Source organism: uncultured Succiniclasticum sp. (assembly GCF_902793885.1).
GTDB lineage: Bacteria > Bacillota > Negativicutes > Acidaminococcales > Acidaminococcaceae > Succiniclasticum.
The window spans coordinates 21,867-36,421 of the sequence record NZ_CADBFF010000013.1 but is presented as its reverse complement, the minus strand read 5'-3'; the positions used below and the strand labels follow the sequence as shown (position 1 = coordinate 36,421).

Below are 14,555 nucleotides of genomic sequence, written 5' to 3'. Positions count from 1 at the left end.
TTCAGAACGCTTGTATAATATACAACGGATTCTGCTTTTTGTCAAGTACTTTTTTTACGAACAATTCGTACCTGTGCTGCAAACAAAATGTTTGGTGCGGTTGATGGGATTTGAACCCATACGAGGTTACCCTCACCACCCCCTCAAAGTGGCGTGTCTGCCGTTCCACCACAACCGCATAAAGCAATGGTTTGCAACGAAATTATATTAGCACACTTGACGCAGTTCGTCAATCATTTTTTAAAAATGACACCGATCAAATGCGTTTCCGTAAGGATACCCCACTAGCTCCTGAGGCTAGTGGGGGTAAAGGCCAGGGATTTACTTTTCTGTCCTCAGGTATCAACTATTATCTCTTTGCGATTTCTTTCGGATGGGCAATGGTCTGATAGCCTTCAATGGCCAGTACAAAGGCCAGCAACACTAACAAAGTGCCGATGCCAGCCTGTGCGTAAGGACCCCAATGCGTTGCGCCTTTGGCAATGATACCCAGCTGGTTTTTGATGGTCAGGATCAAAGAGCAGATGGTTACGATCAGCATAAAGGTCATGGGGAACAGGAACATCTTGTTGTTCTTGCCCGCATTGCCCAGCCAGGTTGCCACTGCCAGCAAGCCGATACCGGCCAGCAGCTGGTTGGCCGCGCCGAACAGACCCCAAATCTTGGCAAAGCCGTTGAGGCCTAACAGAACGCCCAGCACTACGGTGAGGATCGTAGCAAAATAGGGATTTACCATAAACTTACGGAAACCGTCTTTCACGTCATGTACAGTCTCGCCGGGTTCCAGCCAGAATTCCTGGAACATGAAGCGGGCCAGACGGGTGGCCGTATCCAGCGAGGTCAGGCAGAAAGCGGAATAGGTCAGCACCAGCAAGGTGTAGAAAGATGTTTCCATGCCTTCCAGACCAGGGATGGCCGCAACCATGGCTGCGATACCGCCAGCAAAAATATCCGTAGCGCCTTTGGTGTGACCGGTGGTCCGGGCATACGCAATGGCGCAGACAGTGATGATGGCCAGTACGCATTCCAGCAGCATGCCGCCGTAAGCGATGGGTTTGGCGTCACTTTCTTTATCCAGCTGTTTGGAAGTGGTACCGGAGGAAACCAGGGAATGGAATCCGGAGATAGCGCCGCAGGCTACGGTAGTGAACAGAATCGGGAACAGCAGCTGTACACCGTTGCCGTTGTCAACTGCAAAACCGGTCACAGCCGGGAACAGTTTCGGATCGATATTGGGATGAGCGCCTACAATGCCGATGACGGCTACGATCAGCATGGCATACAGCAGGAAGGAGCTCAGGTAGTCACGGGGCTGCAGCAGGATCCAGACCGGGGTTACGGAAGCAATGGTGATATAGACACCGATGATCCACATCCAGGTACCGGTGGTGAAGTAGAACGGATGGAAGTTCATGCCAATGGCCATGCAGAGCACGATGGCAACGACGCCCAGAATGGAAGAAGTCACCATGGAGGCATGACGGCGGTATACGGCAAAACCGAATACGATAGCGATCAGGATGAACATGATGGAGACCATGGCCACGGATGCATTGGTAGCGCTGGCCTTGTAGTCAATGGCGCCGTTCACGACTTTGGCGCCAAAAGTGGAAGCTACGATAGCCGCGAAGGCCGCAACAACCAGAATCAGGGTCAGGTATGAGAAAATGATGAAAAGCCGTTTTGCCCGGCGGGACATATTGGCGGAAATAACTTCGCCGATGGACTGGCCTTTATGACGTACGGACGCGAACAGAGCGCCGAAATCATGGACGCCGCCAAAGAAGACGCCGCCAATCAGGATCCACAGCGTGACAGGCAGCCAGCCGAACATGGCTGCGCCGATCGGACCGGTGATGGGACCTGCGCCGGCAATGGACGAAAAATGATGCCCCATCAATACGGGGGCTTTTGCGGGTACATAGTCCACGCCGTCTTCCAGCGCATGGGCCGGTGTGGGAATGTCCCCTTCCCCAACGCCCCACTGTTTCACCAGCCAGCCGCCATACATGACGTAGCCGCAGAACAGCACAGCAATGGAAATGAGAAGTAATACCAGTGTGTTCACAATAAATCCTCCCTTGCTTACGGAAACACGGTTCAGTCAGTGTTTCCTTAATACAGAAGCGCCTGGTATGCTGCGCTCCGGGGAACGCGCTGCTGCAGAAAGTTTCATAAATGTTTTTTCATTTATAAAAAACATCAGCGGATCCCAAGTACTTTTTCCAGGTTCTTTTTCATACAAAGACCACTATGATTAAAATGCAGTTTCTGCTTTGACGCCTCAAAGCAGGCTGCATGAAAATCCATCCATCCATGGAAGGAAAACTTGAAGCTTTTATAAATCTTGCATTTTTCCAAAGCCTTTACCGCTTCCGGCTCCGCCGTTTCACAGACAATCACCGGCGAAATGTAGGTGTACATGTGGCCGGGACCAATGTGGGCCAGCTTCATGCCCTCGTCATACGCGTAATCCCGGCAGGCCTCAAAAGCCTGCAGCGTCAGTACCGGAACGGAAAACAAAAAGATAAACTCTTCCTGATGGGTTGCCCACAGTTCGTTGTGTCGAAAAAGAAAATACTGCTCTGCCTTTTCGTAATACTCGCAGAGGGCGTTAAAACAAACATCCCCCGGCAGCACCGGAGGAGTCAGTTTTGCTGCTTCACAAATCCCCTTAAACTCTTCCGGCGGCGGATTGTACCCGCCGTCAAACCGTGTCACATTATAATAACGCCGGTAACCGGACAGAAGACGTTCGATTACTGTTTCAATTTTTGCATCCATAATGTTCCTGTTATGTACCCCTGAGGAAACGTTGTGCACCTGCCCGGAAGCAGGAAATCAGAACTTCCCTCAATATGCTTTGGAAATTGTGAAAATTATATCACATTTGTTGAAAAGAGTCTACAATATCATAAAAACTAATGGCTGAAATCTGAATTTCTGTAAAACTTTCGTGAATTTTATTTCACAATTTACAAAAATTTAATCGTTCAACCCTCTCGGCACCCTCGCCTTCCTTTTGTTTTACACCAATAAAAAGATCGTTTTACACCAGCAAAAAGGATATATCGGCAAAAACAGTACGGAGAAAGCAGCGCCGGATCAGGCAACCCGGGCAAAACATTACTTCCCTGTATCTACCTTATCCTTATACAGCCTGTAATACTCATCCCGGTCACGAAGCACCGAGGCTACGTAATTCCGGGACTCCGGATAGGGAATTGCTTTTGTCTGCCCAAAGTTATAATCCCAGCCATTGGCATTCATCCAGCCGTGGGTATTGCCCCGCCCCGCATTGTAGGCCATCATCATCAGAAGCAGATTGTCTTTGAACTCATATTTCAATTCGGAAAGATACCAGCAGCCCATGCGGATGTTGACACCCGGGTTGTACAGGGAATGGATGGAATAGTTATCCAGCCCCATCTGTTTTGCAATCCACTCTCCCGTCTCCGGCATAATCTGCATCATACCGATGGCGCCTACCGGGGATACGGCTCCCGGTTTGAACTCACTTTCGTTTTTGATGACCGCAGCCACCAGGAAAGGATCTATGTTGTTGCGCCGGGCATACGTGACGATTTCATTCTGATACGGCCACATGTACACAAAACGCATCTGCACCGCGTCGCTGCGCCATAAACGCCAGCCTGCAAAACTCAGCACCACAAGAAGCAGCAGTACGTAGACCCACATACGTCTGCTGCTTGCTTTTTGCTCTGCGTTTGCATTTTTCCGTTTTACAGGACGGCGCACACGTTTCACGCGCCGGCGTCCGGCCTTTTCCGGTTTCGTTGTTTCCCGGGCCGGCATTTCCTGTTTATCTTTTTTAGCCTGTTTTTTCTTTTCCGCCAAAACTCCGGACTCCCATCTGCTGCCATGCAAAGTTGCTATACAAAATCAAATGCCATTATAACCCTTTGCCCGGTTTTTGTACAGACTTTATACTGTTGGATTTTCCCGTGCAAAACAAATCCGCACCTTTTCTGCCGGTACGTTACGGTTGTAACGAAATGGTTCAGACTGCGCCTAATACATTCTGCAGCTGTGCGGTCACCTGGGCTTTTGTACTGTCCAGGGTCCCGCTGTTGTCAATGACCACATCCGCGAACTTCTCTTTGTCCGCCAGTGACATCTGGGCGTTGATCCGGGCCGTTACCGCTTCTTCCGTAGCTCCGTCCCGCAGCATGGCCCGGTGTATCTGAACGCTTTTGGGAACCTTCACCAGCCACACACTGTCCATCTTGGTATGCCAGCCGCACTCAATGAGCAGGGGTACGTCCAGCACTACCGCCGCTGTGTTCTTTTCACGTTCTTCTGCCAGGAACTGCTGCGCTTCCTCCCAGACCTGGTCCTGTACGATTTTTTCGTACTGCTTCAAAATCGTTTTATCGTGAAACACTTTATCCGCCACCCAGGGACGGTTCAGTTCCCCATCGGGCAAAAGGCACTCCGGTCCGAAAAAAGCTACGATCTTTTGCAGGCAGGGGTTGCCTTTTTTCACTGCCGCCCGACTGGAGGCGTCCGCGTCAAAGACGGGAATGCCCAAGGTATTCATGTAAGAAGATACTGTACTTTTCCCACTGCCGATGCCGCCGGTCAGTCCGATTACGATCATAGTACCACGCTTTCTGTATTACAATTAATCTAAAGTCCGCAAAATGAAACTGCATGACAAGGCATCGCAAACACGTCAACGATTGTTATTCCATGGACTCATGAGCCTGTGGCTTCGAAACTCAGGACTGCGTCCTTCAAACAGTCTCGCCACGACGGCTCATTTCATCTCATGGAATGACACAATCGTTTCCTACAGTTTGCTCCTGCCTTGCCATTCCAGCAATCATTTTGCAGACGCCCAGTCTTTGCCGTAATTTACATCTGCCAGGAGAGGCACGTCCAGTTTAAATGCGTTCTGCATCTCAGTCTGCACCAGGGCCGCGGTGGCTTCCCGTTCCGTTTCTTTCACTTCCAGCACCAGTTCGTCGTGCACCTGCAACAGCACACGGGAAGAAAGGCCTGACTGCTGCAGCGCCGCATCTACCCGGAGCATGGCCAGCTTCATGATGTCGGCAGCCGTGCCCTGAATGGGGGTGTTGATAGCCGTGCGCTCCGCAAAGCTGCGAAGGTTGAAATTGCGGTTGTTGATATCCGGCAGGTAGCGGCGACGCCCCAGTAGCGTGGATACGTAACCCTGGCTCCGGGCCAGCGCTTTCATCCGTTCCATGTATTCCTTCACGCCCTGGTACCGCTCCAGGTAATGTTTGATAAACTCCCCTGCTTCCTGCCGGCTGCAGCCCAGCTGTACCGCCAGACCAAAATCGCTGATGCCGTACACGATACCGAAGTTGACCGCTTTGGCCCGGCGCCGCATCTCCGGGGACACCTGGTCCAGAGGCATACCGAAGACCTCACTGGCCGTCCGGGCGTGCACATCCTGATTTTCCCGGAAGGACTCCAGCATCAGGGGATCCTGTGCCACATGAGCCAGAATACGCAACTCAATCTGAGAGTAATCGCAGGACATGAGCCAGTCATAACCGGCCGCGGGAACAAACAGCGCCCGAATCTCCCGGCCGATATCCGTACGGGTGGGGATGTTCTGCAGATTGGGGTCTGTACTGGACAGGCGCCCTGTCACCGTCACGGTCTGCTGGAAATGGGTATGAATGCGCCCCGTGGTCCGGTTAATCAATGGTTTCAGCCCTTCCAGATAGGTGGACTGGAGCTTGGCCAGCACCCGGTACTGCAAAATGGTTTCTACCAGCGGATGTTTATCCCGCAGTTCTTCCAGCACTTTCACGTCGGTGGAATACCCTGTTTTCGTCTTTTTGATCACAGGCAGTCCCAGCTTTTCAAACAAAACCACCCCAAGCTGTTTGGGAGAATTGGGATTGAAGCCCGGATCTCCCGCCTGCTCTCTGGCAAGCTCTTCCAGACCCAGAATCTTTTTCGCCATCTCCCGGCTCATGGCATCCAGTTTTGTTTCGTCCACGCTGACCCCGGCCAGTTCCAATTTTGCCAGTACCCGGGCCAGAGGCAGTTCCATTTCTTTATATAAGCTTGTCAGCTCTTTATCCTGCAGGGCCTGCTTTACCACTTCGGCCACTCGGACCAGGGTATGGCAGTCCGGGGTCCGGTCCTGCCCCAGATAATGCCAGGCCAGGTCTGTCAGCGCATATCCGCTGCGTCCCGGGTCGTCCAGATAGGCTGCCAGGGTAATATCTTCTATTATATTTACGGGTTCCACGTGCTGGCAGAAGCAGGTACGGAATACTTCCTTGCTGCCTGCCGTGCCTTTGGGGTTGGGCGCTTTGCCCAGCCATTGGGTAAACGCAGCCAGGGCCTCCGTCCCGCTGAGCAGATACTCCTGTTCCCCGCACAGCACCCGGGCGCCGGTAAACTGCAGGTCAGGTATCTCGCCGGCAGTTTCCGTCATAAACCAGACCATTTGGGAAGGATCCATAGAGGCAGCGGCTTCCTGCCACTGGGCCGCAAAGCCGATTTCTTTTACTTCCGCCGCGGCCACCACTGTGCCAAAAAGGCTGCCCATACCGTCGTCGGCGACAGCAGAAACGCGATTTATATCTGCAGACTGATTTTCCGCCCCGTTGCCGGAAGCTGCCGCTGCAAACAGATTTCCTCCTGCTGTATCCTTCTGTATGTTCCCATTCATTGCAACGGAACTGTCAGAAGAGCTGACATTTCCCCCGGCTGCCGCAGCAGAGGGCACGTCAACACCTTCTGCCACGCCCATGATCTGTCCGAACTGGTTGAAGAAACCCCGGAACTCCAGGTCTGCCAACAGCTGCCGGGCTTTTTCCTCCAACGGTTTCAGGGCATAGGAGTCCAGTTGCAGATCCAGCCCCGGCACTTCCGTATAAATAGTGGCCAGCTCCTTGGAAAGCAGAGCCTGCTCCTTATTGCCTGCCAGCTTTTCCTTCAGGCTTTTGCCTTTTACCTCGTCCACATGCTCCAGCACGTTTTCCACGCTGCCGTATTCCCCAATCAGCTTCAGGGCCGTCTTGGGACCTACCCCGGGCACGCCGGGAATGTTGTCCGAAGTATCGCCCATAAGGCCTTTCAGGTCAATGAGCTGCAGGGGGACCAACCCTTCGTAATCTTCCGCAAAAGCAGCTTTATCGTACAGCTTGATATCGGAAATGCCCTTCTTCGTGTACATGACCCGGGTGCGGTCGTCGATGAGCTGCAGCTCGTCCCGGTCCCCGGTCACGATATACACTTCCACAGACGGATCCGCCTTTTTCGCAAAGGTGCCGATGATATCATCCGCTTCGTAATCATCCAGCTCCAGCGCCGGAATGCCCATGGACTGCAGCACCTCCATGCACAGGGGGAACTGTTCCTTCAGCTCCGGCGGCGTGGGTTTCCGCTGGCCTTTGTAATCCGCATACAGCTTCGTGCGGAATGTCTTCCGGGATTTATCAAACGCCGCAGCGACCCAGCGGGGTTTCACATCCTGCAACAGCTTGTGGAACATGCGCAAAAATCCGTACACAGCCCCGGTGTGTTGCCCTTTGCGGGTAGTCAGGGGCGGCAGGGCGAAAAAGGCCCGGTGGATCAGGCTGCTTCCGTCAATTACTAAAAATTTATCAGACATGTCAGCGCACTCTCCTTTACCTGTCGTAACCGAGTAAGTTTGATAAAAGATTAATAATTAATTATATCATAAACCATCAGAATTAGAAATGTAATGAAAGAGGGCCATGACATATCCCTCCCTCCCCCGCGAAATCTACGGCGGCATCCTGCAGACAGTCTCGCAGTCGCCGCCTAAAAGATTCGCGATGGGGCAGGCCCTTCCGGGATATGTCACAGCCCTCTTACTATTTATAATCTTCTTATCAGTTACCAGATGAACCGCCGGGCGTCTTCTGCGCATCCGGCTTCACCGGCGCCGCCGGAGTCGTCGAGGTATCGGCAGGGTCCATTACGCCGCCCTGGGCTTTCATCAGCTGCTCCACCTTGTCACGCAAAATGCGTTTGTCATCTTCCAGCAACGAAATCTGCTCATTGAGCTTGCGCATCCGCCACAGGCTCCGGGTCTTCACCGTAATGCCCCAGGCCAGTCCCAGCAGCAGACCGCAGATTACAGAGAGCAGCACTACCAGCACCAGGTTCAGGCGAAAGCTCCACATGAAAAGCGTCAGGTCCACCATCATCGAGTTCTGGATGGCCAGAATCGCAACCAGTATCGCTACAACTGCACTTATAATAATAAACGGCATAACGGTAACCTCTTTTCTTAAATCAGGTCATACTTTTTTCCTTAATTAAGCTCCTGCCTTTTGGCAAACTCAGCAGTCACAGCACGGCAGGTCTCACAGGTTCATACCTCACACCTGCCGGTCAGCCTGTATTACGTAACAACCGGCAAGAAAAACTTTTACCTTCTTACATGCACTCTTTAATGGCTTTGGCCATGCGTTTTACGCCTTCTACGATCTTGTCGTCAGGCATGCAGGAATAGTTGACGCGCATGCTACGGTCAGTCTTGTCATTAGGATAGAACGCGTCGCCGATAACTGCCGCCACCTTCTGCTCGATGCACTTGTCAAACACCTTGCGGGCGCTGACGCCTTCCGGCACCGTTACCCACAGGAACAGGCCGCCGTCGGGACGGGTGAATTCCACCCCTTCCGGGAACTCCTCTTCCATTGTCTTCAGGATCAGGTCACGGCGATGACCGTACAGCTCCACGATTTCCTTCACATGGGCATCCAGATCATAGGTGTCCATGTAGGCGTCGGCCACGCCCTGGTCAAAGTTAGAGGTATGCAGGTCGGCGCTCTGTTTGATCATGACAAACTTTTCAACAATAGCATGAGGACCGGCGATCCAGCCTAAGCGCAGGCCCGGGCAGAAGATCTTGGAGAAGGTGCCCAGGAAGGAAACCAACCCTTTGGTATCCATGGACTTCAGGGTGGGGAAACTTTCGCCACGATACCGCAGCTCCCCATACGGATTGTCTTCGAATACCGGCAGGTCATACTTGTTGATGACTTCTATGAATTTTTTACGGCGTTCCAGGCTCCAGCAGATGCCGGTAGGATTCTGGAAGTCGGGAATTACGTAAATGAATTTGCATTTCGGGGTGGAAGCCAGGATCTTGTCCAGTTCTTCCGGAATAATGCCTTCCCCGTCGGTGGGCACTTCCTTAAACACAGGCTGGTAGGCATTAAACGCATTCAGCGCGCCCAGATAAGACGGGCTTTCGCACAGCACCACGTCGCCGGGATCCAGGAACAGCTTGCCGGCAAAATCCAGACACTGCTGGGAACCGGTAGTGATGAGGATGTCATCGGCCACAACCGGGGTTTTGTATTTTTCCGTCATGCGCTTGGCAATCTTCTCCCGCAGGGTGGGACGGCCTTCCGTAGTCGCATACTGCAGCAGCTTCTGGCCTTCTTTTAATACCAGATCATGGGAAACCTGGGCAATCTCTTTTACCGGGAACAGTTCCGGGGCAGGCAGGCCGCCGGCAAAGGAAATAATTTCCGGCCGGGCCGTCAGTTTCAGTAATTCACGGATCTCGGATGCCTTCATCCGATCCATACGCGATGCAAATTTGTATTCCATAGCAAAAACCCCTCTCATTTTTTATATATAGAAAATTTTATCACTTGCAAATGTCAGTGTCAACAAAGCTTCACACATTTTACAACAGAACATAAATAAAGCGCCGAAGCTTGTCCCGGAAAGGTTTGCCCCATCGCGAATCTTTTAGGCGGCGATAGCAAGCGCGCTTGCGGGATGCCGCCGTAGACTTCGCGGGGGAAGGAGGGACAACTTCGGCGCTTTTCAGTTGTTAATAGTCAGGGAACGGTTCTTTTAATACATACCGCGGAACTTCATGGCTACAGCCAGGCGTTTCAGGGCTGCGATGTAAGCCGCTACCCGCATGGGTACTTTGTACTCGAGGGTCAGGTCATACACTTCCTTGAAAGCTTTCACCATCATGTCGATCTGGCGGTTCTTTACTTCCTCTTCCGACCAGAAGAAACGGTACAGGTTCTGTACCCATTCAAAATAGGAAACCGTTACGCCGCCGCCGTTGGCCAGAATATCGGGAACCACAAAGATGCCTTTCTTGTCCAGAATCTCGTCAGCTTCCGGAGTGGTAGGTCCGTTGGCGCCTTCGCAGATGATGGTAGCTTTGATCTTTTTCGCGTTGTCTTTGGTAATCTGGTTTTCCATGGCGCAGGGGAACAGCACGTCCACTTTCTGCTCCAGCACCAGTTCCTTGTCAATGGGATCCGCGTCAGGGTAGCCCACTACGCTGTGACCCTTGCTGGTAGCCGTGTATTCCGCCAGTTTGTAAGGATCGATGCCCTTCTTATTGGCAATGGCGCCATACACGTCGGAAATGGCCACGATCTTCATGCCTTCGTCAAAGGCCAGCTTGGCGGTCCAGCTGCCTACATTGCCGAAGCCCTGTACGGATGCGGTGGCGCCTTTTACCTTCATGCCTTTCACTTTCAGGGCTTCCAGCGCTGCGGTCACCACGCCCCGGCCGGTAGCAGCCGTACGTCCCAGGGAGCCGCCTACGGAAATATCCTTGCCGGTGATGAAGCCGGGTTCGTACTGGCCGGTAATCTTGCTGTATTCATCCATCATCCAGCCCATGATCTTGGCATTGGTGTTCATATCCGGAGCCGGAATATCTTTCTTTTCGCCGATGACGCCGGCGATCTTGTCAATGTAACCGCGGGTCAGAGCTTCCAGTTCCCGTTCCGACAGCTTGGTTACATCCACGATGATGCCGCCCTTGCCGCCGCCGTAGGGAAGGCCTGCCACTGCGCACTTGCAGGTCATCCAGAAAGCCAGGGTCTTCACTTCATCCATATTTACAGCCGTATGATACCGAACGCCGCCCTTGGCCGGTCCCATGATGGTGCTGTGCTGGCACCGATAGCCCGTAAATACCTGAACCTTGCCGTTATCCATCTTGACCGGAATATGAACTTCCGTAGTCTTTTCCGGTACCGCAATGATAGCAGCCGCGCTTGGGTCCAGTTTCATTGCCTTAATAGCCTTGTTCAGCGGAATCATAGATTGTTCGATCAGTCCCATGATGGTTTCCCCCTTACATAATAAATTTTTTCCTTTATGGATAATACAATGCAGTTTCAACATACTGCACAAATGACCTGTGATATGGTTTTTACTAAATGCCGAAAACCGCCAAATATTGCAACATTTTTCCTGAAAATATTATAACACATTGCAGGGTAAATGTAAAACGAAACTGTATAAAAAGGGCTTTGGGGAGATTTTCATTTTTGTTAAATTCGACCCCATGCCGACCCTATCAGACATGCGGGTTGGCAACAATTTTAAAAAATTTCTTTTTTTACAAAAAAAACATTGTAATCTCAGACTTTTGCATGTATAATGCAAGTACAATAAATTACTAACATTAAATTGGGTCAGCCTGCCCGAAATTTCAATTTCCAAATGGCTTTCCTGCTTTAAGGAGGCGCCGGTAACCGGGCTTTCCGCTGCGTCGGCAGCTTCCTCAATACTACATAACAGAAATCACGTTCCCTGTGGTTTCTCAGGAAAGGTTGTGATCGCAATGAATGAATTAATCCGTTTGGAAGGGATTACCAAAAAGTTTGGCGAGCATCTAATCATCCCTACGCTGGATCTTACCATTAACGATGGTGAATTTGTAACACTGCTGGGTCCTTCCGGCTGCGGCAAGACCACGCTGCTTCGTATGATCGCCGGTCTGGAAACCCCTACCACCGGCAAAGTGATCCTGGACGGCAAAGATATCACCAAGCTGCCGCCCTATAAACGCAATGTCAACATGGTTTTCCAGAACTATGCGTTGTTTCCGCACATGACCGTGACGGAAAATATTCATTTCGGTTTAAAGATGCAGGGCGTTCCCAATGAAGAAGCCCAGGAACGTATCAACCAGGTGCTGTACCTGACCCAGCTGGAACAGCTGCGGGACCGCTACCCGTCCCAGATGTCCGGCGGGCAGCAGCAGCGTGTAGCCATCGCCCGGGCCCTGGTCAACAGCCCTAAAGTACTGTTGCTGGACGAACCTCTGGGCGCGTTGGACTATCAGCTGCGGAAAAAACTGCAGCTGGAACTGAAAAATTTACAGCGGGGCCTTGGCCTCACTTTCGTCTTTGTAACCCACGACCAGGAAGAAGCCCTCACCATGAGCGACCGCATCGTCATCATGCACGACGGTGTCATCCAGCAGGACGGGGATCCCAACGGCATCTACCATCATCCCAAAAACACCTTTGTGGCCCGCTTCATCGGCGAAAGCAACTTCTTTGATATCGGCAGCGACACCTATGCCCTGCGTCCGGAGAAACTGAACCTGTGTCCGGAAGACGAAGAGAACGCGGACCATCCGGATCCCAAATTCTTCGGCACGGTGGTAGACATCGTCTTCTACGGCACCATCGACAAAGTCTTTATCCGTCTTGACAACACGAACCAGACCGTCATCGCCTACCAGTACTTTGACGACGTACACCGCTGGCAGGCCGACGACCGGGTCGGAATCTGGTGGTATGACCGCGACGGCGTAAAAGTAGAAAAAGAATAACCGGAAGCGCCGACAGATTGAACAGGCACCTCCCGCGCCGCGTAACATCCAATCACGTTGCTGAAACAGAAAGGCGGAGACATGAAAAACGGTAAATTACTGATTGCTCCTTCTATGCTGTGGCTGGGGTTCTTCTTTATCATCCCCATGCTCATCGTTGTTGCCGTGTCCTTTGCCGCCCGTACCCCTTACGGTCAGGTGGTCTTCAACTGGAACATCAACAACTACCTGCGTTTCCTGGAGCCTTTATATCTTTCCATCTTTGCACAGACCCTGATAGTGGCCCTTGTCACTACCGTAGTTACGATTCTCATGGGGTATCCCCTGGCCTATTACATCGCCCAGCTGCCCAAACGCTGGCAGCAGCCGGGACTGATCCTCTGCATGATCCCCTTCTGGATCAACTTCCTGATCCGCTCGTATGCGTGGGTCATCATTTTGCGGGCCCAGGGCGTGCTGAACACCTTTTTAATGAAAGCAGGCTTCATCGAACAGCCCCTGCAACTCTTATATAATGAAGGCGCCGTAATGCTGGGTATGATCTACTCCCTGCTGCCCTTCATGATCCTTCCTATATATGTATCCATCGAACAGCTGGACCGCCGTCTGCTGGAAGCCGCTTCCGATCTGGGAGCCGCTCCTTTCACCGCTTTCCGGAAGATTACCCTGCCCCTGACCATGCCCGGCGTGGCGGCAGGCACCATTCTGGTGTTCATCTCTTCTCTGGGCATGTTCGTAGTACCGGACGTAATGGGTGGCGCCAAGTCCGCCCTGGTGGGGAACCTGATCCAGAACCAGTTCCTCTCCGCCCGTGACTGGCCCTTCGGTTCCGCCCTGTCCATCGTGCTGGCAGTCCTTTCACTGCTGCTGATCATCCTCTACTACCGCGCCATCCAGGCGCAGAACGGAGGCGCCGAAAATGCAAAAAACATGGCGTAGCCACTTGCTGTTAGCCTATTCCCTGGCAATTCTGGCATTTCTGTATGTACCGCTGGTCATCCTGGCCATGTACTCCTTCAACGACTCCCGCATCAACGCGGTGTGGACCGGTTTCACCTTCCGGTGGTATGAGCAGCTGTTCAACAACCGGCGGGTGCTGGAAGCCCTCATCAACACGCTGATCATCGGCTTCGCTTCCACCATCGTCTCCACCACGCTGGGGACCATCGCCGCCATCGCCCTGCACCGGTACAAATACAAAATGCAGAGCGTCATCAACGGCCTGGTTTATCTTCCCATACTGATCCCCGAAATCGTCATGGGCCTGTCCCTGCTGGTACTGTTCTCCCAGGTGCAGATGCCTTTGGGCAAAGGTTCCCTGATCCTGGCCCACATCACCTTCTGCCTGTCCTTCGTGGTGATCACCGTGGGCGCGCGGCTGGATGGCATGCGCAGCGATTATGAACAGGCGGCCAGCGATCTGTACGCTACCCCCTGGCAGTGCTTCCGTTACATCACCCTGCCCCTCATCATGCCGGGCATCGTGGCCGGAGCCCTTATCGCCTTCACCCTTTCCATCGATGATTTCGTCATCAGCTTCTTCGTGGCGGGTCCCAACTCCACCACGCTGCCGCTGTACATTTACGCCATGGTCAAGCGGGGCATCTCCCCGGAGATCAACGCCCTGTCCACCTTAATGATGGTAGTGGAAATCATCCTGGTACTGCTGGCGGAATTTTTACAGCCCAGCCACAAGGTGAAAGCAGAAGATTGATTTTGGCAGCGCAGCCACAGACAGTCAGGGTTACAGCAGCCTGTTTTTCTGCGACGCAGCCCCAGAGGAAAACGAAAAATTTACTGTTGCAATTTTGTTCCTGCTGTGGTATAGTTTAAATCGCTTCCGCAACAGGCGGCGACACAGGTTTTCCCGATTCGCTCCGGCAGCAGCACAAACCTTTTATATCGCGTAATCTGTAATGTTATACTCATTTCCAATAAAATATTTTATGAAAAG

The 14,555-nt window shown here is 52.4% G+C and carries 11 protein-coding genes and 1 tRNA gene; 3 read left to right on the top strand and 9 right to left on the bottom strand.

Annotation, left to right across the window (positions count from 1 at the left end; genetic code table 11):
- Window positions 1-92: 92 nt before the first annotated feature.
- The 9 genes from QZV31_RS07805 to QZV31_RS07765 all read right to left on the bottom strand — a co-directional run bounded on the left by QZV31_RS07805 (window position 93) and on the right by QZV31_RS07765 (window position 11,097).
- Window positions 93-178: transfer RNA gene (locus QZV31_RS07805), tRNA-Leu, on the bottom strand.
- Between the two features lie 171 nt (window positions 179-349).
- Window positions 350-2,068, bottom strand: coding sequence for a carbon starvation CstA family protein (locus QZV31_RS07800; RefSeq protein WP_295359486.1), 1,719 nt, complete (start codon window positions 2,066-2,068; stop codon window positions 350-352).
- A 134-nt stretch (window positions 2,069-2,202) separates the two neighbouring features.
- A complete protein-coding gene (locus QZV31_RS07795; RefSeq protein WP_295359485.1) occupies window positions 2,203-2,784 on the bottom strand; it encodes a hypothetical protein in 582 nt (193 codons plus the stop codon).
- Between the two features lie 342 nt (window positions 2,785-3,126).
- Window positions 3,127-3,858, bottom strand: coding sequence for a lytic transglycosylase domain-containing protein (locus tag QZV31_RS07790; protein ID WP_295359484.1), 732 nt, complete (start codon window positions 3,856-3,858; stop codon window positions 3,127-3,129).
- A gap of 163 nt (window positions 3,859-4,021) precedes the next feature.
- Entirely contained in the window at window positions 4,022-4,621 is a 600-nt protein-coding gene (gene coaE, locus QZV31_RS07785) for a dephospho-CoA kinase (protein ID WP_295359483.1), read from the bottom strand.
- A 225-nt stretch (window positions 4,622-4,846) separates the two neighbouring features.
- A complete protein-coding gene (gene polA / locus QZV31_RS07780; RefSeq protein ID WP_295359482.1) occupies window positions 4,847-7,624 on the bottom strand; it encodes a DNA polymerase I in 2,778 nt (925 codons plus the stop codon).
- Between the two features lie 244 nt (window positions 7,625-7,868).
- The gene (locus tag QZV31_RS07775) at window positions 7,869-8,252 is read right to left on the bottom strand and encodes a LapA family protein (RefSeq protein ID WP_295359481.1); all 384 of its coding nucleotides are present in this window, start codon (window positions 8,250-8,252) and stop codon (window positions 7,869-7,871) included.
- Window positions 8,253-8,418: 166 nt separating this feature from the next.
- Entirely contained in the window at window positions 8,419-9,603 is a 1,185-nt protein-coding gene (locus QZV31_RS07770) for a PLP-dependent aminotransferase family protein (RefSeq protein WP_295359480.1), read from the bottom strand.
- A gap of 252 nt (window positions 9,604-9,855) precedes the next feature.
- Complete coding sequence (locus QZV31_RS07765; protein ID WP_295359479.1) at window positions 9,856-11,097, bottom strand: Glu/Leu/Phe/Val dehydrogenase; 1,242 nt, start codon at window positions 11,095-11,097, stop codon at window positions 9,856-9,858.
- Between the two features lie 505 nt (window positions 11,098-11,602).
- Between QZV31_RS07765 and QZV31_RS07760 the strand changes: the two genes are divergently transcribed.
- The 3 genes from QZV31_RS07760 (at window position 11,603) to QZV31_RS07750 (ending at window position 14,315) form a co-directional block, all read left to right on the top strand.
- Window positions 11,603-12,601, top strand: a complete 999-nt coding sequence (locus tag QZV31_RS07760) for an ABC transporter ATP-binding protein (protein WP_295359478.1) — start codon at window positions 11,603-11,605, stop codon at window positions 12,599-12,601.
- Between the two features lie 81 nt (window positions 12,602-12,682).
- Window positions 12,683-13,540, top strand: coding sequence for an ABC transporter permease (locus QZV31_RS07755; protein WP_295359477.1), 858 nt, complete (start codon window positions 12,683-12,685; stop codon window positions 13,538-13,540).
- The gene (locus QZV31_RS07750; protein WP_093729096.1) at window positions 13,521-14,315 is read left to right on the top strand and encodes an ABC transporter permease; all 795 of its coding nucleotides are present in this window, start codon (window positions 13,521-13,523) and stop codon (window positions 14,313-14,315) included. Before QZV31_RS07755 ends, QZV31_RS07750 begins: the two co-directional genes overlap by 20 nt.
- Window positions 14,316-14,555: the final 240 nt, after the last annotated feature.

Excerpts from the sequence above, each read along its gene's own strand:
- QZV31_RS07770 (WP_295359480.1), bottom strand. The coding sequence starts at position 9,603 with ATGGAATACAAATTTGCATCGCGTATGGATCGGATGAAGGCATCCGAG.
- QZV31_RS07775 (WP_295359481.1), bottom strand. The coding sequence starts at position 8,252 with ATGCCGTTTATTATTATAAGTGCAGTTGTAGCGATACTGGTTGCGATT.
- polA (WP_295359482.1), bottom strand. The coding sequence starts at position 7,624 with ATGTCTGATAAATTTTTAGTAATTGACGGAAGCAGCCTGATCCACCGG.
- QZV31_RS07760 (WP_295359478.1), top strand. The coding sequence starts at position 11,603 with ATGAATGAATTAATCCGTTTGGAAGGGATTACCAAAAAGTTTGGCGAG.
- QZV31_RS07795 (WP_295359485.1), bottom strand. The coding sequence starts at position 2,784 with ATGGATGCAAAAATTGAAACAGTAATCGAACGTCTTCTGTCCGGTTAC.
- QZV31_RS07755 (WP_295359477.1), top strand. The coding sequence starts at position 12,683 with ATGAAAAACGGTAAATTACTGATTGCTCCTTCTATGCTGTGGCTGGGG.
- QZV31_RS07750 (WP_093729096.1), top strand. The coding sequence starts at position 13,521 with ATGCAAAAAACATGGCGTAGCCACTTGCTGTTAGCCTATTCCCTGGCA.
- QZV31_RS07765 (WP_295359479.1), bottom strand. The coding sequence starts at position 11,097 with ATGGGACTGATCGAACAATCTATGATTCCGCTGAACAAGGCTATTAAG.
- coaE (WP_295359483.1), bottom strand. The coding sequence starts at position 4,621 with ATGATCGTAATCGGACTGACCGGCGGCATCGGCAGTGGGAAAAGTACA.